Genomic DNA, 26136 nt, shown 5'->3' with positions numbered 1-26136 from the left:
CGGTGCAAAGATAGAGGTCTGTACCGAAATATCCAAATATTCCGGGACTATTTTTTCTATTCTCTCCTTATTTGACGATAATCAGGTAGTAGTTTTTCTTTCCACGCTGCACCAATAAATACTTTCCGTCCAGCAAATCGGCTGCTGTAATCGTTTGGTCGAAAGCGGTTAGCTTCTCTTTGTTCAAGGAAACACCGCCACCTTGCACCAGTTTGCGCATCTCGCCTTTGGAGGCGAATACAGCCGCATTATCCACAAAGAAGTCCACAGCCTTTACGCCTGCCGACAGTGCGCCGCGAGACACCTCGAACTGGGGAACGCCTTCGAACACAGCCAGCAACGTGTCTTCGTCCAACTTCTTCAAGGCCTCGGAAGTGGCATTGCCGAAGAGGATGTTTGAGGCATCTACCGCGGCATTGTAGTCTTCTTCGGAGTGCACCATGATGGTGACTTCCTTTGCCAGACGCTTTTGAAGCGCACGCAAGTGAGGGGCTTCGGCATGTTCCGTTGTCAAGGCTTCTATCTCTTCTTTCGACAATGAGGTGAAAATCTTGATATAGCGTGCCGCATCTTCGTCGCTGACGTTGAGCCAGAACTGATAGAATTTGTAAGGAGAGGTGTAGCGGGGATCGAGCCAAACATTCCCTGATTCTGTCTTTCCGAACTTGCCGCCATCGGCTTTCGTAATCAACGGACAAGTCAAGGCAAACACTTCACCGCCATTGGTACGGCGAATCAGTTCGGCGCCGGTAGTGATGTTGCCCCATTGGTCCGAACCGCCCATCTGTAGCTTGCAGCCTCTGGTTTCATATAAATGCAGAAAATCGTAGCCTTGCAACAGCTGATAAGTGAATTCCGTGAACGAAAGACCGTCGCGTGCTTCACCGTTCAGACGTTTCTGTACGGATTCCTTTGCCATCATGTAGTTCACGGTGATATGCTTGCCTACATTGCGGGCAAAATCAAGGAAAGTGAAGTCCTTCATCCAGTCATAGTTGTTCACCAGTTCCGCCCTGTTGGGAGCGTCGCTCTCAAAATCGAGAAACTTGGCCAGTTGCTTCTTGATGCATTCCTGATTGTGACGGAGGGTTTCTTCGTCCAGCAAGTTGCGTTCGGCCGATTTGCCCGAAGGGTCGCCTATCATACCGGTTGCACCTCCCACAAGTGCCAAAGGCTTGTGTCCGCAACGCTGGAAATGGCGCAACATCATCACTCCGCATAGGTGACCGATGTGCAAAGAATCGGCAGTAGGGTCGATGCCTACATAAGCCGTAACCTGTTCCTTAGCCAATAATTCTTCGGTGCCCGGCATCATCGTGTGCACCATTCCACGCCATTTTAGTTCTTCTACAAAATTCATCGAATGATTGTCTTTATTAATTATTTTCGCAAAAGTACGACACTTTATTGAAGAAACAAACTCTTATTGTTTAAAAAAGAGTTTGATAACATTTTCTTCCACAGAGTTTTTGAGTTCAGAGGAGGGGACACCTCGCACGGTAGCAGCCCGTGCATACAGCTCGTCAATGGAGACATCGCTTTCGTCCGTTTCGATGAACAATCGGTGGGCCGGCATCAGACGAAGCGCCTCCTCCTGGTATTTCTCTCCGAATGAAAGGAAGAAGCCGTGTCGCAGATATTCTTCGGCGAGTGCCGCCTTGCCACGGAAGCCGTGAATAATCCACGGATTGGTAGGACGCAAGGTGTGCTTCAGTGCCAACAGCTCGTCGGTGGCTCTCACCAGATGAATAACCAAAGGTTTGTCTGCCTCCATTGCCAAGCGAGCCTGACGTTCGAACACTTCCAGCTGCAAGGTCATGGGTGCGTCTGCCAGCTTGTCCAGTCCTGCCTCGCCCACAGCCAATACGAGGGGATGGCACACCTGTGTCTCAAGACGATTCATGCGTTCGCTCACGATGAGATTTGGGGTAGGGGAATTATTCCGGCAAGCATAGGGTGCGGTGATGCTCCAAGGGTGTATCCCGACCGAGTACCATCCTTCTTTCTGCGGAAGAAATGTTTCGGGTTCGCAGTTTACGATTGCCTTTCCGAAGGTTTGCGGCAGCCGGTGCGTATGTATGTCGATAGGGATGTTCATGGCACAGGGTCATAACCGGAACCTCCCCAAGGATGGCAGCGCAGAATGCGTCTCACTGCCAGATAAAGCCCTTTGAAAGGTCCGTGTTTCTTGATGGCCTCCACGGCATATTGCGAGCAGGTGGGAGTGAAGCGGCATGATGGGGAGGTCATGGGCGAGATGAACTTCTGATAAAAATAAATGGGAAGCAACAGCAGATATGAAAGTGCTCTTTTCATGGCTCCGAGGTCGTTACTTTCTCGGCAATGCGTGCCAAGGCCGTCTTTACGCGGTTTTCAATGACAGAAGAATCCTCCGGGCGATCGGAAAGATAGATGAAGGTAATGGCCAGACGGCATTGTTTTTCGGCCAGCACGCTCAGCAACTTGTGCTTGTTGACGCGATAGGCTTCGCGTATCTGGCGTTTCACACGGTTGCGTTTCACCGCGCGCTTGAAACGGCGTTTTGAAACGCTGACCAAGATGGAAGCGGTAGCCTCCAGTTCCTCTACCTGCAGATACACCACGCGCAAAGGGAAAATAGAAAACGAATGCGAGCCGCCCGCAAACATCTTCTCTATCACTTTCTTTTTATCCAACCTTTCGGACTTGCGCAGGGTATTTGCCACTTTTTTTAGAATTACAATAGGTTATAAAATCAAATTACGAACCACGAATTACGCATGCACGATTGTCTTCACACACTATGCCGCCGTAATCTGTGGTTCGTAATCTGTTATCCGTAACAATGAGGGTTACTTCCCTTTGTTGTTCTCTTTGATAAACATATCGAGTGCCGCCGTCATCGAAGGTGCTTGTACGCTGGGAGCTTCCAAATCCAGACGAAGTCCGGCGTCGCGGACAGCCTGTGCCGTGGTAGAACCGAACGTGCCGATTTTGATTTCTTTTTGGTCAAAATCAGGGAAATTCTTTTTCAAAGAGGTTACACCCGCCGGACTGAAGAATACCAGCATGTCATAGTCGAACGCTTCGTCTGCCCCGAAGTCGTTGCTGACGGTGCGATACATCACCGCTTCGCTATGTTGAATCTTGTGCTTGTCCAGTATGTTCTTGATGTCATCATTATGTACATCCGACATGGGTACCAAGTACTTTTCCGTTTTGTGCTTTACGATGGCCGGTATCAAATCGTCTATTTTTCCTGTACTGCCAAAGAAGATTTTACGCTTGCGATATTGCACATACTTCTGTATATACAAAGCAACAGCCTCCGTCACACAAAAGTACTTCATGGTTTCGGGGATTGTTACGCGTAACTCGCCGCAAAGATGAAAAAAATGGTCGATAGCATGACGCGAAGTGAAAATAACGGCGGTATGATCGAGGATCGCAACTTTCTGCTGTCTGAATTCTTTCGCTGAAAGGCTCTCCACTTTGATGAACGGGCGAAAATCTATTTTCACACCGTACTTTTCGGCGATGTCGTAGTAGGGAGATTTCTCCGATGCCGGTTTAGGCTGCGACACAAGTACTTTCTTAATTTTCAACGTCCTAAAATTTTATTATCAAATAATCGTTTAATTGCACCATGCCTTGATATAAAACCAGACAAGGGATGATTTCAAGGGCACAAAAGTATAAAATTAAAAGCAAACCGCCATGTAAATCATGACAAAAAAGCTTTATCCACTTGTAGAACATCAATATTTTAGCAAAAAAGACCAAAATGAGGCCGATTATTATTGCCGAATGCAGATTCAAATCAAAATAAACAATGAATAAACTAAACGGGAAGAGGGTAAAACCAAGATGATAAAGCAGCGTGGAATAAGATTCCAACCAAAGCGATGTGGTGCTTTCGTCAAAAAAAATCCAACCCAGTAAGGAGTAAAGCAGCCATTTTGTCACCAGATAAAAAACACATATCCCGATATATATGCTTAGCAAGATTCCGGGATAAATATGATGTACAAGTTCCGGCTGCGCGTCATTGAAATAATTGAAGATGCACACGCCGCCAAGCACGCAAGTTTGCAGAATCAGCAACAACATATAGCGCATGTCGGCTGCCGTGGAAGTAGCGAATATGCTGGTGCGTTCGCGATGAAGCAGAAAATCTTTCACTAACTGAAACAGGAACTTGCGGCTGCGAGACAGGACATAAGCCGACAGGAAGAAGCAACACAAAAGGATGACGGTGATGCCGTCGTCCATCCGCGGAGAATATGGAAGGGGAATTCCTTCTGTTACCCCCGTTGCCCAAGCCATCAACATCCCTATCATATCGCGGCGAATTTACGGATGGAAGCATCCCATAACGGCAGTGTATGTATCAGTTCGATTGCCTCTTGCGGTGTTTGTACCGTGTGCCAGATGGCGCCGTGCTGCGTACGCATGAAGTTCTCTTCCACCGCTTTGCCGAGCATATCGAGCAGAGGGTCGAAGTAGTTCTTGGTGTTCAGGATGACAATCGGGTTCAGATACAGTCCCAGTTGTTTCCAAGTGATGATTTCCAGCAGTTCTTCCAATGTGCCGCATCCGCCGGGCAGTGCAATGACGGCATCGCTCAGGTCTGCCATCGTTCTCTTTCGTTCGTGCATGCTTTCTACCTCGACGAGTTGTGTGAGTCCCGTATGGTGCCATCCCTGTTCCACCATGAACCGGGGAATGACGCCCGTCACTTCTCCTCCCGCACGAAGTGCGGCATCCGATACGGCCGACATCAGTCCCATGTTTCCCGCTCCGTTAATCAGGCGGAGATGTTTCCTGCCCAGCAAAGTGCCCAGCTCGCGGGCGGCATCGAAATAAACAGGGTCTATCTTTGTGCTCGATGCACAATATACGCATACGGAATCTATCTTATTCATCGTTTTTTCCAACCTTTTTTGCAGATACTGCAAAGGTACATGATTTCAAGAAAATCTGAAACGATCCGGAGTATCGTGTATGGATTCTAATTTCAGTTTTTGTTGGCACGTTTACGCTCCGTTTCATCCAGAATCACCTTGCGCATGCGCATGGATTTCGGAGTGACTTCTACATACTCGTCTTCCTTGATGTATTCCAGCGCCTCTTCCAAAGAGAACTGAACGGGCGGAATCAGGCGGGCCTTTTCATCGGAACCGCTGGCACGCATGTTTGTCAGTTTCTTGGACTTCGTGACGTTCACCACCAAGTCGTTGTCGTGCGAATGCTCGCCCACTACCTGACCGGCATATACTTCATCTTGCGGGAAGATGAAGAACTTGCCGCGATCCTGCAACTTGTCGATGGCATAGGCGAAAGCCGTACCTGCCTCCATGGCAATCATAGAACCGTTGGTGCGGCGTTCAATATCCCCCTTATAAGGCTGGTATTCTTTGAAGCGGTGTGCCATGATGGCTTCACCGGCCGAAGCGGTCAGCACGTTCGTGCGCAGGCCGATGATGCCGCGCGAGGGCATGTTGAATTCAAGGTTGACACGTTCGCCGGTACTCTCCATTTTCACCATTTCACCTTTACGGCGCGTCACCATGTCAATCATCTTGCTGGAGTATTCTTCGGGCACATTGATGGTCAACTCTTCGATAGGTTCGCATCTCACGCCGTCTATCTCCTTGAAGATAACCTGCGGCTGTCCCACTTGCAATTCGTATCCTTCGCGGCGCATGGTTTCAATCAGCACGGACAGATGGAGCACGCCGCGGCCCGAAACAACCCACTTGCCGTCTTCCTCGCTTTTGTTTACGCGGAGTGCAAGGTTCTTGTCCAGCTCTTTCATCAAGCGGTCGTGTATGTGGCGTGAAGTGACGAACTTGCCTTCTTTGCCGAAGAACGGAGAATCGTTGATGGTGAAAAGCATGCTCATGGTAGGTTCGTCGATGGCGATAGGCGGCAATGCCTCCGGATTCTCGTAATCGCATACGGTATCTCCGATTTCAAAGCCCTCTATGCCTACCAGTGCGCAGATGTCGCCGGAAGATACTTCCTGCACTTTCACGCGTCCCATGCCCTCGAAGGTGTGCAGCTCTTTGATTTTAGACTTCAACACCTTTCCGTCACGCTTCACCAAAGAAACATTCATGCCCTCCTTCAATGTGCCGCGGTGCACACGTCCCACGGCAATACGCCCGGTATAAGAAGAATAGTCCAAAGAGGTTACCAATATTTGCGGCGTACCTTCCAATTGCTCGGGAGCGGGGATATTCTCCAAAATGCAGTCCAGCAACGGATAGATGTTGTCGGTGGGATGCTGCCAGTCCGTACTCATCCAGTTGTTCTTGGCCGAGCCATAGACAACGGGGAAGTCCAGCTGTTCTTCGGTAGCATCCAAGCTGAACATCAAGTCGAACACCATTTCATAGACCTCTTCGGGGCGGCAGTTCGGTTTGTCCACCTTGTTCACCACCACGATAGGCTTCAATCCGATTTGCAAAGCCTTCTGGAGTACGAAGCGCGTTTGCGGCATAGGACCCTCAAAGGCATCTACGAGCAAGATGCATCCGTCCGCCATATTCAGCACGCGCTCCACTTCGCCTCCGAAGTCGCTGTGTCCCGGAGTGTCGATGATGTTAATCTTGGTGTCTTTATAATTGATAGAGACGTTTTTGGAAAGAATCGTTATACCTCGTTCACGTTCAAGGTCGTTGTTATCCAGCATTAATTCACCTGTGCTTTGGTTGCTGCGGAAAAGGTTTCCGGCCAAAAGCATCTTGTCAACGAGCGTTGTTTTCCCATGGTCCACATGGGCAATGATTGCAATGTTTCTAATATTTTGCATATAATACCTATTAATTAAGGCAAAGACAGGCTATGCAGAAAGCCGATACGATTTCATTTGCCGTTCGCATCCATGGGGCCTGTTTTTGCGGTGCAAAGGTACGAATTTTGCATCATATATGCAGATACATAGAAGAAAAAGCTGAATGTCATTGCAATATAAAAGATTATATCTATCTTTGCAGCCCCGAAAGGGAATAATCATAATAACTTTTTAATTAAACAACTATGTATTTAGACGCTGCTAAAAAGCAAGAAATCTTCGGCAAATACGGAAAGTCTAACTCTGATACTGGATCAGCTGAGTCTCAGATAGCTTTGTTTTCCTACCGTATTGCCCACCTGACTGAGCACCTGAAGCTCAACAGAAAAGATTATAGCACTGAAAGAGCTTTGACTATGTTGGTAGGTAAACGCCGTGCGTTGCTCAACTACCTGAAAGACCGCGACATCGAACGCTATCGCGCCATCGTCAAAGAACTTGGCTTGCGTAAGTAATTCTACTTGCGACGAAAGCATTAAGAAAGGGAAATTCTCGAAAAGAGGGTTTCCCTTTTTGTTTGCATAAAAGAAATGTGTAACTTTGTTTCTATGAAACAGAAAATATCAGCAGCTAATCACTCGGTAGCAATCTTTTTCCTTTTGATACTGCTATCGTTTGGCCTCGGATATCGCAACTATTCGCAAATGAAACTGCGCATAATCTCCGACTTGAATCAGGCACTGAGACATACCGTATTACAGCATAAAGGGAAGTGGTTGGAGGTAGATACCATTCAGACCTATTCCAAATTGCAGGAGGCAATGGGAGCTCCCGTTTTCATAAACAGTTCCAACGCCACTTTTTCCGAAGCATTGTCCATAACCGAATTGAAAGATGTATCCGGACTCTCTTTGCACATTTTGAAAAAGAACGACCCGAATGGAACATTCAACGAGTTTTCTGCCGGATATCTCGTCAGCGACACTTTAGTATGGCTTTCCGTCGCATCCGATACTTCAGAGCTGACACTTTCTTTCCGGGGATATGCCCGCTGTCCGGCCACAATGCTGTTCGGCTTATCTCAACAGACAATACCGGCGATATTGCTATTGGCTGCACTGTTATGGGGTGGGTTTGCTTTCTTTCGTCTCCGGAATGCACGAAACAATAATGACAAGAAACGTCGGAAAGAGCTTATTACTTTCGGTAATCTGTCGCTCTCTCTCCAAGAGACCTGTTTCTACAACGAACAACAAGGCAGACTGAAGTTGACTCCCATGCAGTATACATTAATGGAGATGTTCTTCCTTTCCTCCTCTCATCTGCTTTCCAAGCCCGACATCTGCCAATCTCTATGGCCGGGAAAAGAGAATGCGGAAGAAACGCTCTATACATTGATACGACGCCTGAAGCCCATTATTGAAGAAAACAGCAACTTAAAAATAACGACAGACCGTGGGCGTGCCTATGGGCTGGAGATAAGAGGTTGAACGCTGCAAACGGCATTGTCAGTCTGTTGTCAGGCAAATGTCAGATACTTATCCGCTTTCTGTTTCTTGCCTCCTCATGGAAAGCAGATACCTTCGTGTCCCGGAATCAAACGATAATCGGAACATGAAACAGATGGCATACCTTTTCATTCTGCTCTTGATGGGCACTGTGGCGACAAATGCGCAAAACGATTCCTCCCGGCTTTCCGTTCGGGGCAGAATTCTGAATGAGGAACGACAACCGATAGAATTTGCCAACATCGTTCTTCTTTCGACCGACTCCATTTTTATAGAAGGCACTTGTAGCCGTAGTGACGGGAGTTTCGAGATAGTTCCGCCAACTCACGAGGAATATCTACTGCAAATCACCTCCATCGGCTATAAATCTCTCTGCCGTTCATGCCGTAACGGGGATACGGGCGACTGGATGCTGGAAGCGGATGCCATAATGCTTGCAGAAACCGTTGTCGAGGCACAGCGTCCTGTTTTCAGGCTGAAAGGCGGGAAGTTAGAAACGAACGTACAACAGTCTCTGCTCGCTTCTCTGAACAATGCCAACGATGTGTTGAAACATATCCCCGGACTGCGTCATTCCGACGAGGGTTATACCGTCTTCGGCAAAGGTACACCTATTATATATATAGACCACCGGCTCTTGCAAGACAATTCTGAACTGGAACGTCTCTCGGCCGCCGACATCGAGAAAGTGGAACTAATTACCAATCCTGGTGCGGAATACAATGCCACTGTAAATGCCGTTGTGCGCATCCGCACCGTAAGGGGCAGGGAAAACGGCTTCGGCGGTAACGTCCGCGCAAACATCACACGACGCAGACGTACCACTCATTACGAACAAATCAACCTGAACTATCAGAAGAAAGGGCTTTCGCTGCTGGGCATGCTATATGCCCGATATGAAAATACCTTGCGGCATCAGGAAGTGCGATACCAAATACCGTCCGAAGTAGACTGGGACATCAACAGCCAAGCTCATTTGCATCATAAAGGTTTGATGGGCGGCGGAAAAGCAAGTGTCAGTTATGACTTCAGCTCCCGGCACAGTCTCGGCGCTTCGTATGAGTTTCACCGCACTCCCGACTTTCATACCGGCAACAGCTCGGAATATACCGTCAAGGAAGATGGGAAACCGGTAGACCGTACCGGCCACTCTTCTGAGAATTTGGAGCAAGACAGCAAACATCAAGTGAACGCTTATTATCAAGGTTCTTTAAAACAACTTCAAGTCAATCTTACGACGGATTTCGTATATGGCAAAACCTATAACCGTCAGGAAGCGCAAGAAGTCAGTCGGACGGAGGACTATCGCAACATTAGTTCTTTCAATCGTGCCGACAACCGTCTCTATGCTGCCAGACTGCTTCTGACGCATCCCCTGTGGAAAGGCGAGTTGAAGGCCGGTGCAGACTACACGTTCATCCGACGTAACGATCGGTTCCTGAACTTACAAGGCGTTCTTCCCGATACGGACAGCAGAATTGACGAAAGCAAAACAGCCGCCTTCGCCGAGTACTTCCTTGCATTCGGAAAAGTCAGCCTGCTTGCCGGACTGCGTTTCGAGCATGCCGTATCGGAGTATTGGAAACAAGGTGAGTTCATTTCCGGACAAAGTCGTACTTACAATGACTGGTGTCCCAACTTTTCCGTAGATTTTCCCATAGGCAAAACGCAAGCCAACTTCAGCTATACGGTTAAAAGCAACCGCCCCACTTTTTTTCAGTTGCGCAGCACTCTCAGCTACAACAACCGCTTTATCTACGAGGGAGGCAATCCGTTGCTTACTCCCGAAACAAATCACGATATGCAGTTCAGCGCTCTCTATAAATGGATGCAGTTCAGCATCAGTTACAAATATCGTCGTAATGCCATTGCCTTCATGACTAAAGAATATGCGGAAAATCCGAATGTGGTTATCTTCACTACCGAAAACTTCAAACGGATGCAATATCTCACCGCTTCTATCTACCTCTCACCCGCACTCGGCATCTGGAGACCCGAATTCGGCATCTATTTCGGACAGCCCTTTTTCAAAGTCACCAATCAAGGAGCTACCAAAAACATGAACCGTTGCAGCGGTTACTTCCTTTGGCAAAACAGCCTGAATCTGCCAGGCGGATGGATTCTGTCTTTAGATGCCGATTATCAGAGCGAAGGCAACTTCGGCCCCACATTGCAAGGTTCTTATTGGGGGATGGATGCAGGGCTTCGTAAAATGTTCCTGAATAAGAGGTTGAACTTCAACCTGCAAATCAATGATTTATGGAAATCACGTCACGGTTCTCTCATGTTGTTCGGTCCTCGGCTGACTTACACTAAAAAGGCAAATCCCGACTCGCGCAGTCTCTCGTTGAGTCTGAGCTATAGCTTCAATGCTGTAGGTAAGGCTTATAAAGGGAAACATGTATCGGATGAGGATTTAAAAAGATTGTAAAGCCGGTTTTGAGATAATCTTACCTAAGTTCGGGATAGGCTGTTCCTTTTGCTGAAGATGAGGGGCTGCATCCTGTCGGGCGGATATTTCCTGAATGCACCGGTTTACGGCGGTCGGGCAGAAGAGAGCCTTTCAGACCGGCCGCCCTTGCCCTGTTTTGACAGCTGCGATCCTTTGTCGTGACAGAGGCACGTGTCCAAGCCGACAGACACAAGTCTCTGACGTGACAGACACAAGTGCCTGACAAGGCAGGATTAAACACCTGATAACCAATGGAATTTGGCTTTAAAACATAAGTATCCGTGTGAGGTTATCGCCCTGCTTTTTATCCTGAACTCAGGTAATCTTTAAAAAGATTAAATAAAAGAGGATGTGCCATTTCCTGACACATCCTCTGCTTTGAGTGATAGAGTCTGTTTTATGACGAATGGCTCAAGTATATTCGAACATCAAACAGCTTCTCAATTAAAATCGTTTTTCCTTTATCTTTCGGCATGTCCACCACCCATAGTCGGCCAATAGATGTTCTGGTAGAGGTTGCTTGTTTCCACTTTCTTGTCCGGAGAGGCCAGACGCAAATCCTCGTTTCCGATGGGATAGAGATAATATGCCTCGTGCCAAATATAACCATCGCGCAGTTCGTTGGTGCTTTGCATGCTTCGGCTGTAGGGACGCAGATAAATGCTCAGTTCCTTGCCCGAAACAAAGGCTTCGGCCGAACCGTCGGCTTTCAAATCACCGTATTTCTTGTAAGCTTCGGTCCAGAAGTTGATACCTTCGGGAATCCATTTGGTAGTAATCATGCGGTCGAAAGCGCGCCAGCGTATCAGGTCAGGAAAGCGTTGTCCTTCGCTGAAGAGTTCAGCCATGCGTTCACGACGTATGTTGTAGAGTGTCTTGTCTACCATTGCCGTACCGGAATAGACAGCAAAGTCGTTTTCCTTCGCCAGATCGGTGGCAGTAATCGTGGCGTCGATGTCCGTGCTTACCCCTGCACGTGCACGCAGCTTCTGCCAGTAGGTTCTGGCTGTGGCATCCAAAGTCTTGTTCAGTTCATAGGAAGCCTCCATATAGTTCAGAAGCGCTTCGGCAGAACGGAAAATAGGACAAGCATTGGTACCCCGGCGTTCGTCATTCTCTGTCTGGTTATAGTCATAAGTATAGTACTTGCGCGGCTGGTAACCGGTGATGGCACGCTTCTCGCTTACGCCTGTGGTAATATCGGGCTTGGTGAAGGGAGTACCGACAGTGGGAGCCTTCGGATCGGAATCGAGCATGTCGCTCTCTCCCCATACGAAGAGTTGCAGGCGTTCGTCGCGTCCGGCTTTGGCATTGTCAATTGATACGTCGCCTTTGTATGTATTGTCAGCATAGATGGGAAGCCCGTTCTTTGTCAGGAAAGTCTCGACAAAAGTGCGGGTATAACCGTCGGCGCATCCTATTTTGACGCGGTAAGGAACTCCGTTCTTGATGTTCTGCGCTGAGCTGTACTCTTTCCACAGCAATACTTCAGGCACATTGGCCAATGAAGGCTGGCTGTACATCTCGAAGTAACTGTTCCATCCGTAAACGGTTCCGCTTTCAGGATTCATCGCGTGAGAGTTCTCCGTCAGTTGCGCATTGTCTGCCACTTGCTTTGCGGCATTCATCGCTTCGGTCAGAGTGAAATTTCTTGTAAAAAGCCATAATTTTAAAGTTTTAGTTTATTAATAATAATGTATTGGTTTCTCTTATCTCATCCGAGGAACAGAGTTTTTTCACCGCGAGGCCTCAACGGTTCCGTCCGTCCGCTTTTCCCGGATTCGATGTTGCAAAGTTAGGGGCAGACAAAAGAAAATGCAAGAAAACGGCATCTACAACCGAAAATGTTAAAGCAATGATAACCAATACATTAAAAAACAGCACTCTCTACAACGAAAAAATGGCCGGAGGTGCAAAAAAAGAGGTTTGGAACCGCAACATCTACAAAACAAAACGTAAATCGCTGATAATGAACAGGGGTGTTTGAGCGTATCTCTACAATAGAAGAAAATCGTTTCAAAAGCGGCGCGGAAGCAACACGTAAGAAAAGCCACATGTACTCTTTTTTTCAATAAATATAATTATTTATTACCATTACCCGGCTTATGCCGCAAGCCACTCATACCCCCATCGAGAAGGTGTTCTGAGAGGGGTACAATCAGTCGGCGACTGAATCCCGTTCAGTCAGGGAGTGAATAAAAAAGCATCGGGAAGGGGGTGGGATTTCTCTCGGATATGTAAAATAAAATCGAAAGAAAGGTCGGATTCTACTCGTACTGACATATACAATATATTCACCCCTGTTTTACCCTTTTCCATGCGCAGCGAACCAGCTACGGTGGTTACGCTGTTGGCATCGAACGTCACAAATACACTTGAAAGCAGAAAAAACATCAACAGATTTATCGGTTACAGATGATTTTCTCTTTATTTGTAATAAAATAATCGGTTATGAACGAAAGATTGCAGGCTGTTAGAAAATACAATCTATGGAAATGAGACGAAGCGGCTGACCGGCCTTGAACGGGCGAAACCCTATACTGACATCACTGAATTGTAACCTCGCACGATATGCCCCACATGCTCAAATTTTCTTCCCTTGTTTCCTGCAAACCCCAACTTTTTCCCTCAGAATGTTGCAATAAGTAAAAGTTTCCCTTATTTTTGCGGTTCAACAACTATAATTCATAACTTTTCAGACCGTAAACGCTTCATTATGGATACCAGCAAGATTGTAGGAGAGAAAATAAAAACTCTCCGCGAAAACCAGTCCATCAGTATGGAAGAACTGGCACAACGTTCGGGGCTTGCCATCGAACAGATTGAACGCATAGAACGCAACATCGACCTTCCGTCGTTGGCTCCTCTTATCAAGATAGCACGTGTGCTGGGGGTGAGGTTGGGTACATTCCTCGACGATCAGGACGAAAACGGCCCCGTAGTATGCCGCAAAGACGAGTCGCAGAACAGCATCAGTTTCTCCAACAATGCCATACAGAGCCGCCGTCACATGGTTTATCATTCGCTCTCCAAGTCGAAGGCCGACCGCCACATGGAGCCTTTTATCATCGACGTGGCAGCCACCAACGACAGCGACTTTGTGCTTTCCTCGCACGAAGGCGAAGAGTTTATCATGGTGATGGAAGGAATCATGGAAATAAGTTACGGAAAGAACACTTATCTGCTGGAACAAGGTGACAGCATCTACTACGACTCCATTGTTCCGCACCACGTGCATGCTTTCGAAGGAAAAGCTGCCAAAATCCTTGCGGTAATCTATACACCTATTTAATATAAAGAAAGTGGAAGGTGAGAACTTTCCACTTTCCTGTTTTCCACTCATACAAATATGCTATACGAACGTACGCTCGGCCAATGGCTGGAGCATTGGGCGGAGACTACGCCCGACAAAGAATACATTGTTTATTCCGACCGTAACCTGCGTTTTACGTGGAGCCGCTTCAACCGCCGTGTGGACGACATGGCCAAAGGGCTTATCGCCATCGGCGTGCAGCGAGGGACGCATGTGGGCATTTGGGCGGCCAATGTTCCGGATTGGTTGACACTGCTCTACGCCTGTGCCAAGATAGGCGCCGTCTATGTCACGGTGAACACCAATTACAAACAGTCGGAACTGGAGTATCTGTGCCAGAACTCGGACATGCATACCCTTTGCATCGTCAACGGCGAAAAGGACAGCGACTTTGTGCAGATGACCTACACCATGCTGCCCGAACTGAAGACCTGCGAGCGCGGACACTTGAAGAGCGAACGCTTCCCGCACATGAAGCACGTGGTCTACGTGGGACAGGAGAAGCATCGAGGCATGTACAACACTTCCGAACTGCTGGTCTTGGGCGAGAATGTAGAGGACGACCGCCTGAATGAGCTGAAGAGCCGAGTGACTCCGCACGATGTGGTGAACATGCAATACACGTCGGGCACCACCGGCTTCCCCAAAGGTGTCATGCTGACGCACTACAACATCACCAACAACGGCTACCTGACGGGTGAGCACATGAAGTTCACCGCCGACGACAAGTTGTGCGTCTGCGTGCCTCTGTTCCACTGTTTCGGCGTGGTGCTTGCCACCATGAACTGCCTGACACACGGTTGCATGCAAGTGATGGTGGAGCGTTTCGACCCGTTGGTTGTGCTGGCCTCTATTCACAAAGAGCGTTGCACGGCGCTCTATGGCGTGCCCACCATGTTCATTGCCGAACTGCACCACCCGATGTTCGATATGTTCGACATGAGCAGTCTGCGCACCGGCATCATGGCCGGAGCCCTCTGTCCGATAGAACTGATGAAGCAGGTGGAGGAGAAGATGTTTATGAAGGTGACCAGCGTTTACGGACTGACGGAAGCCTCTCCCGGCATGACCGCCACACGCATAGACGATTCGTTTGAGGTGCGCTGCAACACGGTGGGGAGCGACTTTGAACATACCGAGGTGCGGGTCATCAACCCCGAAACGGGTGAGGAGTGTCCTGTAGGCGTGCAAGGCGAGATGTGCAACCGTGGCTACAACACCATGAAGGGCTACTACAAGAATCCCGAAGCCACGGCCGAGGTGATAGACAAGAACGGTTTCCTGCACTCCGGCGATTTGGGCGTCAAGGACGAAAACGGCAACTATCGCATTACCGGACGCATCAAAGACATGATTATCCGTGGGGGAGAGAACATCTACCCGCGCGAGATAGAGGAGTTTCTCTATCAGCTGAAAGGCATAAAGGATGTGCAGGTGGCAGGCATCCCGTCGAAGAAATACGGCGAGGCTGTGGGGGCTTTCATCATCCTGCGCGAAGGGGTGGACATGCACGAGTCGGACGTGCGCGACTTCTGCATCGGCAAGATAGCACGCTACAAAATTCCGAAATACATCTTTTTCGTCAAAGAGTTTCCCGTGACGGGAAGCGGCAAGATTCAGAAGTTCAAACTGAAAGACGTGGGGCTGCGGCTCTGCGAGGAACAGGGAATCACGATTATCTGAGAGAGTTCAACTGACATCCGAACGGGCTTTTTGAATATCCTGCTCCGTCAAGAAATGATGAGTAGCACGCACAGACCTCTCCCATGCGTTTATAAGAGAATCAAGAAGTTTGTCCATTCTTGGCTTATCAATAGGGTAAAATTCTATGGTCATATTTTCAATTCCTTTCTAAGGTAAATCATATCTACGAGTTGTATATCTCTCTCAAAAATTGGACGATCGTAATTGTTCGTGAAAAAGTTCTCTATTCGATGAGACTTTTTAAAGCCGCAACCCTCATAAAACAATAGAATAGCAGGAACTTCGCCTGTACCTACAAGCATTGCCTTATAGTCTTTTTTGTAGAAGTCGGAAATATAATTTATCAATCTTCTACCGTAACCTTTGCCCCGATACTGCTCGTATGTCGCTATGTTTTTCAATTCACAAACATCATCATTTACAGGCACTACAACGCAAATACTTTTCAAGTCATCATCGTATAAGGCAAACAAGTCTCCACTCGACAAATATTTGTCAATCATATCTTCCTGTTCATCTGCTAATAATAACAGGTCGAGGAATTGCTTCTTGTTTTCGGTTACTCTTTCTATTCTAATCACTGCTTTATCCGTGGTTTTCCATAACAAATCCAACAGGCATATATCTTTCTCGGTCCCATTCTTCCAAGTTATTGATGTTTGATTTTCAGCAGACCGAAGAACGGGGTTATTTCTTGAACCTCCACAAGTTTCAAACGGACTTTTCTCAATGTCGCTTTCAAATCTTCGATAGAGTGGAACCAATATTCAGGAGGCGTATTCTCTTTCATGTCCTGCCAAGTATAGATATGTCCCTCTTGCAGATATGGCTTGATATGATTTTCATACACTTCTTTCGGGGCGGTATGTTCCAACAGATAGCGATAGACTTCATTGAACTTTTCGAGAAATGTGTCCGGATTGAACAAGATGATTTCATCTGCCATTATCATTTCGCCATCTGCTTTCAGCACCTGTTTCACGGCTTCAAACAGTCTTTCCTGCTCGTTCCATTCCACTTGGTGCAGAACCAGAGAGGAAATGATTAAATCCACACTTTCTGCCGACAGTTCCAAATCTTGAATGAAGCCACACTGAAAAGAAACATTATCATAATCCTTATAGACTTCTTTTGCCCGTGTGATATTTTCTTGACTCGTATCTATTCCGAGAGCGGATAGAAAATGAGGAACGAATGGCTGCAAAGATTTCCCCCAACCGCATCCCAAATCCATCACCTTGTTCCCTTTCTTGACTGTCGCAAATTCGAACATCCGTTCGCTCAATGCTTGTGTGGACTCAAACGTGTCTCTGCCGTCAGGACTAATTGTTCTGTTGATATATACGGATAAGTTATTCTCCCAATTCTTTTCCATACGCAATCATCTATTATCTCACGAAACCGTTTTTGTAAAAATCGTACCAAGCATCTATCTGTTCGGGACTGTTTGCTTCCAATAACAGAAGCATCTCACGAGTGAATTCTAAATGTCCTACACCGTTTGCCGTAACAATATTCCTATCACTGACAGCCTGTGCTTCCACATACCCTGCCTCATTTGTGTATTTTTCTCTACCCCAGTGTTTAAGTTGATCAAGACCGTTACCCGTATGCTTTACATCGTTTAGGAAGCCGTGCGAACATAGGAACGAAGCACCGTTGCATATCGCTCCGACGATTTTACTTTTATCCAAAGCCTCTTGTACCAATGGTGCGACAGGTTTTGCTTCGGGCGAGTCCCAACGGTTGCCACCGATAAGCACTAAGGCTGCATAATCTTTCGGCATATTCTTAAAAGAATGATCAGGTAAAGTCTTAACACCACCGATAGAACGGACAGCGTCCGATGTAGGGGCAACGGTATGCACTTCATACTTTATTTCACCGCCCGGTATCACGCCCACATGAAGAGCTGTAGAGAGAAATGCCCCTTCCCAATCTGTGTATTCATTCAATAAGATAAATAAAACTTTCTTTTTCATTGATATATCTTTTTTACTTCAATAACTTCGCTGCAAGTTTGTAAGTGAACAGAACTCGAGGATAGGATAAATCCCATTGCTGCACTTCCTGCCGGATCAATTCTGCGTGCTTCTTGCTTATATCCCTTAAAGCGTTTCCAACGGATTTCCTAAGATATTCGCTTTCGTGTGCCTTGTGCTTAGCGATTAGAGCAATAGCCACCAATGGGTTTTCTTTAAAGAACGGGCAACTTGTCCAAATTCTCAATCCCTCTGTTACAGCACGGATAACATTCGGATTATCGTCATTTATCCACTCTTCGACGAGAGGTAGAGACGCTTCGTATCCTCTGTGTTTGCAAATCTCATCAAAAGCCTTTGCAAGCATTTTTGCTACAATATCACATAATATCTTATCTATGCGCATCATTAAATTGATAATACCTTTAGAAACTGTTTTGAATTTATTTAAATAGTTATCTATGAGCATTTCCTAATCTTCTTTTTGGTCTTTTTCTCCTTTCACATCCGTCACATAGCCCGCTATGCTCCTCATGAGAAAGATGAAAAATCCGCAAAAATACCCCTTAGTAAATAGCGCAAATAAATTCAAAACAGTTTCTAAGTGTTTTAACCTCCCTCTTATCTTATTAAACTACGCCTATACAGTACGTTTTATTGCAAAAGCGCATATCGTTATAGAAAATAAGCTTATAAGTATACCTATCCATAAGCTACTTAAAGTTTGCATAATTTGATGGATATATAAATAAACAATTACCAAATTCTGTACAATCAGTAACAGATAACATCCCAAGGCTATTTCAAACGATTTGTTTTTTTTGCCTTTTGTTATTTTCTTTAGAAAGAGATATAGCATAGCTAACATCATGATATAAATGACTACAAAAAAACAGTAATATATCAAGCTATAGCCTTTATCTTCTTTAAGAAGATGACCTGCTATTATCGGTAACCATATAAAAGGTACAATAGCCAATCTTGCTGCAAGTTTGTTACCTGTACTAATGTCTTGAAAAAACTGAATATTCATATACACTAATTATAAACCAAATAAAATTCCTAAAGGAGGATATATAATTCCCATTGAAGTAGAAAGAGCGGTGCCATAAATTAGTGCTGCATCGGCTTCTCCTCTGGTCATCTCAGAACGATTCATCATTAATCCCCAAGCTTGCTGGCTGCTTAGAAACTGTTTTGAATTTATTTAAATAGTTATCTATGAGCATTTTCTAATATTCTTTTTGGTCTTTTTCTCCTTTCACATCCGTCACATAGCCCGCTATGCTCCTCATGAGAAAGATGAAAAATCCGCAAAAATACCTCTTAGTAAATAGCGCAAATAAATTCAAAACAGTTTCTTAAAATATAAAAGCTGTTTTTATACTTTACACTGTTTATGCACAAATATATAAAAGTTTTTTTATAATGTGCAGCCATATCGCACGTTTTTATTCCACAACTATTTCATTTAAAACCGATAAAAAGAATCAGCAAAGGCTATGATACCGTATTTTTCTTTCATCATCTTCATCCTGCTATATTCTTATCAGGTTCTTATCATCTTCTTATCAGGTTCTTGTTGAGGTGTTCGCTATAGACAGGAAGAAAACAAGAAGATGGCAAAAGTGCGTATCCGCTTTTTCTGAAGTGGGAGAGACTTTTATTTGTGATGTTTTCATAAAATAAAAATAAAGAAGAGGCTCATATCAAGTTGTCGCTCCAAATATCGGCCGTTTTTTTTTCTTAGATGAAAGAGCCCGTGCTGGGAAGTAAAAGAAATTTTGTTGAACGCTTTTGCCTTTTTTCATTTGCAAGAGAAAAACATGCGTCATATCTTTGCCGGCGTAACGGAAACACAAACACCGATACACGACGGACGGAGGAGGTAAGGAAATTGCTGCAGAAGTTTCTCAGGCATCCCCCCCGGCAACACAAACTTATTTTATTCACACACAAAAAAGAATTTCATTATGGGAACAATTACAAGAGGAATCCTCGGAGGATTTTCAGGAAAAGTAGGCACTGTGGTAGGCAGCAACTGGAAGGGCACCAGCTACATGAGAGCATTGGCCTTGAAGGTAAAAGACGCGAACACGGAAAAGCAACGGTATCAGCGAAACAAATTCATCATCACACATAGCTTCTTGAAAACGATGACACCGTTCATACGGTTCGGTTACCGGGGATATGCGAAAAGACAATCGGAATACAATGCGGCCACGTCGTACGTCATGAAGCATGCGATGGCCGACACCAAAGGCACTCCGGTCATAGATTATGACAAGGTGCTGCTGACGCGGGGCACCCTGACGACCGCAGCCAACCCCGCGGCAGTCATAGCCGAGAACAAGGCATCATACACGTGGAAAGACAACAGCGGCACGGGCGATGCGCAAGCCACCGACCGCGCCATGCTGCTGGTCTACAACAAGAAGAAGAATGAGGCTGTGTATGATGTCGATGCCGCCGCTCGCTCGGCCGGCAAGGCTCAGCTGGACCTGCCTGCGGCATGGAGCGGTGACGCCTTGGCCGTGTACATCGGCTTCCGGAGCGAAGACGACCGAAGCGTGGCCAACAGTGCCTGCCTGAAAAACGATGCTTTCAGCACCGGCAGCGAAGAGCAGGGAGGAGGCCAACCGGGCAGCGAATCGGGAGGCGGTGAGAATCCGCTTGGATAAACGCTAAGCCGGACACAGCAGCGGGAAGCGGCATTTTCGATATGCGGCTTCCCGCTTTTCCGTTATTCCTAAGGATTCTATGAATGTCCCTGTATGAGAAGCCTTATCTGCTGTTCTTCTTTTACCGCTCCGGATACTTCATGTTTTCCTCTTTCATCTGCTCCAGCACTTCGTGCAGATACTTGGCCGACTCCCATTTGGCCATAGGGAGGTCGTGAAGCAGGCAGTTGCCGCAGTCTTCCGGTGTGGTGCCCGGAATCTCACCCGTGTATTCGGCCACAAAACGGAATGTATCCTGCATCAAGGCTACAATATCTTGAGGTTGCAAGTCGCCTTTCATCAGCAGGTAATTGCCGGTGAGGCATCCCATAGGTCCCCAATAAATAATCTTGTCCTGCCAATGCGGTTCATTGCGCAGGTAAGTGGCCGCCAGATGTTCGATGGTGTGCAGTGCACCCTGTCCCAATGCCGGTTCCCGATTGGGCTCTTTCATGCGTATGTCAAAGGTGGTGATTACTTCGCCGTTCACTTCATCCTTGCGTGATACGTAGATGCCGCGCAGCATACGGATATGGTCGATGGTAAAACTGGGAATCTTCTTCATGTCTTTTTCTTCTTTATTTTTTTAAGTTTAGTAAGCAAGCGTATCGGGCAGTGAAGACAGGAACGCCCACGTGGTATGGAAAGAGCGTTCGGCCATCGTGCCCCAAAAGTCGAGGTATTGCAAGAACTGGTCTTCGCTTCCGGGCGTGTCGCTGATGATGCGGAAGCTCAGGAAAGGTACTTGATAGAGGTGGCAGGTCTGTGCTATGGCAGCCGATTCCATATCCACCGCCATGCCTTCGGGAAAATGAGTACGCACAGCAGCCAGTCCCGATTGCTCGGTGATGAATTGGTCGCCCGTACAGATGAGGCCGCCATGAATACGGCTTTCCGGTCCGGCGTCGTTCAGCTTCAGGGCATGTTGCAGCAACACGGCGCTCGATTCGAAAAAGAGCGGAAGGCCTTGTATCTGTCCGTAGGCATTTCCGTCGCCGCACCATACGTCGTGATAAACCGTGCGGCCGCCCGCCACCACGTCCGTCACCTTCAGGCAAGGGTCTATGCCGCCTGCCACTCCCGTGCTGATGACACAATCGGGATTGAAGCGCCGGATAAGCTCCGTGGCGCCGACGGCTGCATTCACTTTGCCTATACCGCTTTGCGTCAACACCACCTCGTTTTGTCCGATGCGTCCGGTTATATACTTGAAGCGTGCATCGCCTGTATCTTTCTTGTCCTGCAAGCGTCCGGCCAACTGCCGGTGCTCGCTGTCCATTGCGCTGATTATTCCGATTTTCATGAAAAAAAGTTCTTTATTGAAGATGAATCGGATGCAAAGATACATAAAATGCTGATTGCAAATGACACACCACAGAAAGAAATATCGTACCTTTGCAATCGCAAACCCTCAATCAAAACCATATAAAACAGCAGTCATGAAGAAGATTCTACCCGATTTGATTGCCATTCTGGCATTCGCCCTGCTTTCTTTCGCCTACTTTTTCCCGGCGGATATAGAGAACCGCATCCTGTTTCAACACGACACAGCCGCCGGTGCCGGTGCCGGACAAGAAATCAAAGAGTACTACGAACAAACGGGTGAGCGCAGCCGTTGGACCAACTCCCTGTTCGGCGGAATGCCGGTGTATCAGATAGCTCCTTCGTATGAATCTACCAAACCCTTGCAGTGGGTGCAAAAGACTTACCAGCTCTTTCTGCCCGACTACGTCTGCCTGACGTTCATGCTGATGCTCGGCTTCTACATCTTGCTGCGCGCCTTCGGCATACCGGCATGGCTGGCGGGATTGGGCGGAGTGATGTGGGCATTCTCTTCCTACTTCTTCATTCTGATATCTGCCGGGCACATCTGGAAGTTCATCACGTTGGCATACGTTCCGCCCACGATGGCAGGCATCGTTCTTGCCTATCGGGGCAAACTGTTGGCGGGAGGCATCGTCACGGCACTGTTCGTGGCCTTGCAGGTAACCTCCAACCACATACAGATGTCCTACTATTTCTTCTTCGTCATCTTGTTCTTCGTCGGTGCTTATTTGGAGGACGCATGGCGAAACAAGACGTTGCCCCGATTCTTCAAGGCAAGCGCCGTGCTGGTAGTGGCTGCCCTTATCGGTGTGGCCGCCAATCTGTCGAACCTCTATCACACCTATGCTTACAGCAAGGAAACCATGCGCGGTAAAAGCGAATTGGTGCAAACGGGAGAAACCGCCAAGCAGACCAGCGGCGGACTGGACCGTGACTATATCACCGGATGGAGCTACGGCATCGGCGAAACTCTGACCCTGCTCGTGCCCAACTTCAAAGGTGGGGCATCCGTCCCTTTGAGCCAAAGCGAGACGGCCATGCAGAAAGCGAATCCGATGTACGGCAGTTTATATAACTCATTGACGCAATACTTCGGCGAGCAGCCCATGACCTCAGGCCCTGTCTATGTGGGTGCTTTTGTTCTTTTCCTGTTCATTCTGGGATGTTTCATTGTGAAAGGTCCTCTGAAATGGGCGCTGATAGGGGCTACTCTTTTCTCCATCGTCTTGGCTTGGGGAAAGAATTTCATGCCTCTGACGGATTTCTTTATTGACCACGTGCCGATGTACAACAAATTCCGTGCGGTGTCGTCCATCCTTGTCATCGCAGAGTTCACCATTCCGCTGTTGGCCATCTTTGCTTTGAAACGCATACTGGACGAACCGGAGGTGCTGAAGCGTGAAAAGAGGGCTTTGGGCGTCAGTGCGGCTCTCACTGCCGGGGTAGCTCTGCTGCTGGTTGTGGCACCGGGTAGCTTCAGCTCAGGCTATGTATCCGTTCAAGAGGCCCGGATGCTGCAAAACGCCGTCGACCGGAATATGATACCCACCGAGGAGTTGTCCGGCATCCTTGCCAATCTGGGGGAAATGCGCGCCGCGCTTGTCAGCTCCGATGCGCTGCGAAGCTTTATCATCATTGTCATCGGTTGCGGCTTGCTTTGGCTTTACGTTGCGGGCAAGATGCGCGGTTCGCTGATTGTGGTGGGTATCACACTTCTTTGCTTGTTCGATATGTGGAGCGTCAACAAACGATACCTGTACGACGAGCAGTTTGTTCCCCGCTCTATCCGGACCGAAACGTTCAAGAAGACGAAAGCCGACGAACTGATTTTGCAGGACAATACTCCGGGATATCGCGTCCTGAACTTTGCCGGCAACACCTTCAATGAGAACAATACGTCTTATTGGCACAAGAGCGTCGGCGGATACCATGCCGCCAAACTGCGCCGTTATCAGGAGATGATAGAGCACCACATCTCTCCGGAGATGCAGGCTGCTTACAGTGCCATTGCCACCGCTGGGGGCGAAATGGACAGCGTGGATGCCGATAAGTTCAGGGTTCTGAATATGCTGAATACAAAATATTTCATTCTTCCGGCGGGGCAACAAGGGCAGACGGTTCCTGTTCTCAACCCATACGCCTATGGCAATGCGTGGTTTGTGAACAAGGTGCGGTATGTGAACAATGCCAACGAGGAAATAGATGCCTTGAATGATATCCATCCGGTAGAGACCGCTGTTGTAGACGCACGTTTCAAGAAAACTTTGAAGAGCGTTACGGAAAGCCACAAAGACAGCCTTTCGGTCGTTGAATTGACAAGCTATGCACCGAACCGTTTGACCTACAAGACGAATAATTCCAAAGACGGCGTTGTTGTATTCTCCGAAATCTATTATCCGGACGGATGGCATGTCACCATTGACGGACAGCCGGCTAAACTGGCACGTGCCGACTACATCCTGCGCACCATGTATGTCCCTGCCGGAGAGCATACCATCGAGATGTATTTCGACCCGGTGAGCCTGCATGTGACGGAAGGCATTGCATACGCTGCATTGGCTCTTCTCATCATAGGAGTGATGGTTGTGATTGTGAGGGGAAAGAATCTAAAAAAACTATAAATGCCCGGCGGAACAATATATTTCAGTAACTTTGCTTCTTAAATAAACAACTAAACTGTATGGAAACTACCAGACAAAACAAAATAGCCCGCTTGCTCCAGAAGGAATTAAGCGACATCTTTCTGATGCAAACCAAATCCATGTCCGGCACATTGATTTCAGTGAGCGCGGTACGTATCAGCCCCGATATGAGTGTGGCCCGTGCCTATCTCAGTGTGTTCCCTTCAGAAAAGAGTGAAGAAATCATCAGAAACGTCAACGCAAACATGAAATCCATCCGCTTTGAACTGGGCACACGTGTCCGCCATCAACTGCGCATCATACCCGAACTGAAGTTCTTTGTGGACGATTCGTTGGATTATCTGGAGCGGATTGACGAACTCTTGAAATAGTGAATCTGCCATTCTACATAGCCCGTCGTTATCTCTTCTCAAAGAAGAAGCACAACGCCATCAATATCATTTCCGGCATTTCGGTATGTGGGGTGGCATTGGCCACGTTGGCATTGGTATGTACCTTGTCCGTGTTCAACGGCTTTCAGGACATGGTGGCAGGATTCTTCACGGCTTTCGACCCGGAATTGAAGATTACCATCCGTGAAGGCAAAGTTTTCGACCCTCGCGAGTCGCGCATCCGGCAAGTACGTGCCTTGCCCGAAATTGATGTCTGGACGGAAACATTGGAGGAGAATGCGATGGTGCAGTACAAAGACCGTCAGGCAATGGCCGTGATAAAAGGGGTGGAAGATAACTTCGAGCAACTGACTTCCATCGACAGCCTGCTGTATGGCACAGGCCGGTTTGTGCTCAACGATTCATTGGTGGACTATGGCTTCATGGGGGTGGAGTTCATGTCCGAACTCGGTACAGGCATTCAGTTCGTAGACCCTTTGCTGGTCTATGCCCCCAAACGGAATGTACGGGTGAACATTGCCAATCCTACCGCCGCTTTCAATCGGGAGTACCTTTTTTCGCCCGGAGCCATATTTGCGGTCAATCAGAAGAAATACGATTCACGCTACATCCTGACTTCCCTCGGCTTTGCCCGTCGCCTGTTCAATTATGATACGGAAGTCTCCGCCATCGAACTGAAGCTGAAGCCCGGATTCGGCGTCGATGCCGTGCAGAAGAAAATAAAGCATATCCTCGGCGACCGGTTTGTCGTGCAGAACCGCTACGAACAGCAGGCCGATGTCTTCCGTATTATGGAAATCGAGAAGCTGATTTCTTATCTATTTCTCACTTTCATCCTTGTCATTGCGTGCTTCAATGTCATCGGTTCCCTCTCCATGCTGATATTGGACAAGCGGGAAGACGTGGAGACCTTGCGTAATCTGGGAGCGGACGAACGCCTTGTTTTGAGCATCTTCCTGTTTGAAGGGCGGCTGATTTCTGTTTTCGGAGCTACTGTCGGCATCGTGTTGGGATTGTTGCTCTGTTTTCTGCAACAGCACTTCGGTCTGATTTCGCTGGGCGGAGGAAACGGTGCGTTTGTGGTAGATACCTATCCGGTAAGCGTACATGTCATAGACATCGTTCTGGTGTTCATCACTGTGATTGCCGTGGGTTTCTTCTCTGTCCGCTATCCCGTGAGATACCTTGGCAGGAGATTGCTCAAGTCTTCGTCGGCAGAATAAAGTGATAGGTTGCAAAAGTCTGTTGAGGCTTTATTTTCCCCTTGCAGTTTACCGTTCACAAGGTGTGGGCTTACCTCTTCTAAGGTGTGGGCTAAT

Annotated in this window: 25 protein-coding genes and 1 pseudogene; 9 read left to right on the top strand and 17 right to left on the bottom strand. The window is 47.6% G+C overall.

What is annotated here, in order from left to right; genetic code table 11:
- Positions 1–67 precede the first annotated feature (67 nt).
- The 8 genes from tyrS to typA all read right to left on the bottom strand — a co-directional run bounded on the left by tyrS (position 68) and on the right by typA (position 6796).
- The gene (gene tyrS / locus EV202_RS00230) at positions 68–1360 is read right to left on the bottom strand and encodes a tyrosine--tRNA ligase (protein ID WP_106069601.1); all 1293 of its coding nucleotides are present in this window, start codon (positions 1358–1360) and stop codon (positions 68–70) included.
- 63 nt (positions 1361–1423) lie between these two features.
- The gene (locus EV202_RS00225; RefSeq protein WP_131924514.1) at positions 1424–2098 is read right to left on the bottom strand and encodes a TatD family hydrolase; all 675 of its coding nucleotides are present in this window, start codon (positions 2096–2098) and stop codon (positions 1424–1426) included.
- Positions 2095–2316, bottom strand: a complete 222-nt coding sequence (gene yidD / locus EV202_RS00220; protein ID WP_106069599.1) for a membrane protein insertion efficiency factor YidD — start codon at positions 2314–2316, stop codon at positions 2095–2097. The genes EV202_RS00225 and yidD overlap by 4 nt, the downstream gene beginning before the upstream one ends.
- Positions 2313–2705, bottom strand: coding sequence for a ribonuclease P protein component (gene rnpA / locus EV202_RS00215; protein WP_131924512.1), 393 nt, complete (start codon positions 2703–2705; stop codon positions 2313–2315). Before rnpA ends, yidD begins: the two co-directional genes overlap by 4 nt.
- Positions 2706–2831: 126 nt before the next feature.
- Positions 2832–3584, bottom strand: a complete 753-nt coding sequence (locus EV202_RS00210; RefSeq protein WP_106069597.1) for a uroporphyrinogen-III synthase — start codon at positions 3582–3584, stop codon at positions 2832–2834.
- 4 nt (positions 3585–3588) lie between these two features.
- Entirely contained in the window at positions 3589–4320 is a 732-nt protein-coding gene (locus EV202_RS00205) for a DUF4271 domain-containing protein (RefSeq protein WP_131924511.1), read from the bottom strand.
- Positions 4317–4904: an LOG family protein gene (locus EV202_RS00200; protein ID WP_106069595.1), complete on the bottom strand. Its 588-nt coding sequence runs from the start codon at positions 4902–4904 to the stop codon at positions 4317–4319. The genes EV202_RS00205 and EV202_RS00200 overlap by 4 nt, the downstream gene beginning before the upstream one ends.
- A 92-nt stretch (positions 4905–4996) precedes the next feature.
- Complete coding sequence (gene typA / locus EV202_RS00195) at positions 4997–6796, bottom strand: translational GTPase TypA (protein ID WP_131924510.1); 1800 nt, start codon at positions 6794–6796, stop codon at positions 4997–4999.
- 227 nt (positions 6797–7023) lie between these two features.
- On the opposite strand from typA, the gene rpsO reads away from it, so the two are divergent.
- The 3 genes from rpsO to EV202_RS00180 all read left to right on the top strand — a co-directional run bounded on the left by rpsO (position 7024) and on the right by EV202_RS00180 (position 10717).
- On the top strand, positions 7024–7293 hold the full coding sequence (gene rpsO / locus EV202_RS00190) for a 30S ribosomal protein S15 (protein ID WP_125239700.1): 270 nt from the start codon (positions 7024–7026) through the stop codon (positions 7291–7293).
- 93 nt (positions 7294–7386) lie between these two features.
- The gene (locus EV202_RS00185; protein WP_131924509.1) at positions 7387–8268 is read left to right on the top strand and encodes a helix-turn-helix domain-containing protein; all 882 of its coding nucleotides are present in this window, start codon (positions 7387–7389) and stop codon (positions 8266–8268) included.
- 124 nt (positions 8269–8392) lie between these two features.
- Positions 8393–10717: an outer membrane beta-barrel family protein gene (locus EV202_RS00180; protein WP_131924507.1), complete on the top strand. Its 2325-nt coding sequence runs from the start codon at positions 8393–8395 to the stop codon at positions 10715–10717.
- A 482-nt stretch (positions 10718–11199) separates the two neighbouring features.
- Here the strand turns inward: EV202_RS00180 and EV202_RS00175 are convergent, their stop codons facing one another.
- Positions 11200–12366, bottom strand: a complete 1167-nt coding sequence (locus tag EV202_RS00175; protein WP_234878215.1) for a RagB/SusD family nutrient uptake outer membrane protein — start codon at positions 12364–12366, stop codon at positions 11200–11202.
- Between the two features lie 1088 nt (positions 12367–13454).
- On the opposite strand from EV202_RS00175, the gene EV202_RS00170 reads away from it, so the two are divergent.
- Positions 13455–14030 (top strand): helix-turn-helix domain-containing protein, encoded by a 576-nt coding sequence (locus EV202_RS00170; protein ID WP_106069592.1) that lies wholly within the window; start codon positions 13455–13457, stop codon positions 14028–14030.
- 57 nt (positions 14031–14087) lie between these two features.
- Positions 14088–15734: an AMP-binding protein gene (locus EV202_RS00165; RefSeq protein WP_131924505.1), complete on the top strand. Its 1647-nt coding sequence runs from the start codon at positions 14088–14090 to the stop codon at positions 15732–15734.
- A gap of 6 nt (positions 15735–15740) precedes the next feature.
- Here the strand turns inward: EV202_RS00165 and EV202_RS00160 are convergent, their stop codons facing one another.
- The 6 genes and pseudogenes from EV202_RS00160 to EV202_RS00135 form a co-directional block, all read right to left on the bottom strand.
- Positions 15741–15887 (bottom strand): hypothetical protein, encoded by a 147-nt coding sequence (locus EV202_RS00160; protein ID WP_234878214.1) that lies wholly within the window; start codon positions 15885–15887, stop codon positions 15741–15743.
- A complete protein-coding gene (locus EV202_RS00155; RefSeq protein ID WP_131924897.1) occupies positions 15884–16333 on the bottom strand; it encodes a GNAT family N-acetyltransferase in 450 nt (149 codons plus the stop codon). The genes EV202_RS00160 and EV202_RS00155 overlap by 4 nt, the downstream gene beginning before the upstream one ends.
- Positions 16334–16404: 71 nt before the next feature.
- On the bottom strand, positions 16405–17130 hold the full coding sequence (locus tag EV202_RS00150; protein ID WP_131924503.1) for a class I SAM-dependent methyltransferase: 726 nt from the start codon (positions 17128–17130) through the stop codon (positions 16405–16407).
- A gap of 13 nt (positions 17131–17143) precedes the next feature.
- Positions 17144–17737 (bottom strand): type 1 glutamine amidotransferase family protein, encoded by a 594-nt coding sequence (locus tag EV202_RS00145; protein ID WP_131924501.1) that lies wholly within the window; start codon positions 17735–17737, stop codon positions 17144–17146.
- Positions 17738–17750: 13 nt separating this feature from the next.
- Positions 17751–18113: pseudogene (locus tag EV202_RS00140) on the bottom strand (DNA alkylation repair protein); the annotation flags it as partial.
- Positions 18114–18377: 264 nt separating this feature from the next.
- The gene (locus tag EV202_RS00135) at positions 18378–18770 is read right to left on the bottom strand and encodes a hypothetical protein (RefSeq protein WP_131924499.1); all 393 of its coding nucleotides are present in this window, start codon (positions 18768–18770) and stop codon (positions 18378–18380) included.
- Between the two features lie 940 nt (positions 18771–19710).
- On the opposite strand from EV202_RS00135, the gene EV202_RS00130 reads away from it, so the two are divergent.
- Positions 19711–20418 carry a DUF6266 family protein gene (locus EV202_RS00130; protein ID WP_131924497.1) on the top strand — a complete coding sequence of 236 codons (708 nt, stop codon included), beginning with the start codon at positions 19711–19713 and terminating at the stop codon, positions 20416–20418.
- Between the two features lie 121 nt (positions 20419–20539).
- Here EV202_RS00130 and EV202_RS00125 read toward each other — a convergent pair whose 3' ends face one another.
- Together EV202_RS00125 and EV202_RS00120 are read right to left on the bottom strand one after the other, a co-directional pair.
- Entirely contained in the window at positions 20540–21022 is a 483-nt protein-coding gene (locus EV202_RS00125; RefSeq protein ID WP_106069589.1) for an S-ribosylhomocysteine lyase, read from the bottom strand.
- Between the two features lie 27 nt (positions 21023–21049).
- The gene (locus EV202_RS00120) at positions 21050–21760 is read right to left on the bottom strand and encodes a 5'-methylthioadenosine/adenosylhomocysteine nucleosidase (protein WP_131924495.1); all 711 of its coding nucleotides are present in this window, start codon (positions 21758–21760) and stop codon (positions 21050–21052) included.
- Positions 21761–21896: 136 nt separating this feature from the next.
- Between EV202_RS00120 and EV202_RS00115 the strand changes: the two genes are divergently transcribed.
- From EV202_RS00115 to EV202_RS00105, 3 genes are read left to right on the top strand one after another with little or no spacing between them, the layout of a single operon-like run.
- Complete coding sequence (locus tag EV202_RS00115) at positions 21897–24404, top strand: YfhO family protein (RefSeq protein WP_131924493.1); 2508 nt, start codon at positions 21897–21899, stop codon at positions 24402–24404.
- A gap of 59 nt (positions 24405–24463) precedes the next feature.
- A complete protein-coding gene (gene rbfA, locus EV202_RS00110) occupies positions 24464–24796 on the top strand; it encodes a 30S ribosome-binding factor RbfA (RefSeq protein ID WP_106069587.1) in 333 nt (110 codons plus the stop codon).
- Positions 24796–26040 (top strand): FtsX-like permease family protein, encoded by a 1245-nt coding sequence (locus EV202_RS00105; protein ID WP_131924490.1) that lies wholly within the window; start codon positions 24796–24798, stop codon positions 26038–26040. Before rbfA ends, EV202_RS00105 begins: the two co-directional genes overlap by 1 nt.
- Positions 26041–26136 lie beyond the last annotated feature (96 nt).

The organism is Prevotella heparinolytica (assembly GCF_004342845.1).
In the GTDB taxonomy this organism is placed as follows: domain Bacteria; phylum Bacteroidota; class Bacteroidia; order Bacteroidales; family Bacteroidaceae; genus Bacteroides; species Bacteroides heparinolyticus.
The sequence above is the reverse complement of the archived record's forward strand: the minus strand, read 5'-3'. Positions and strand labels throughout refer to the sequence as shown.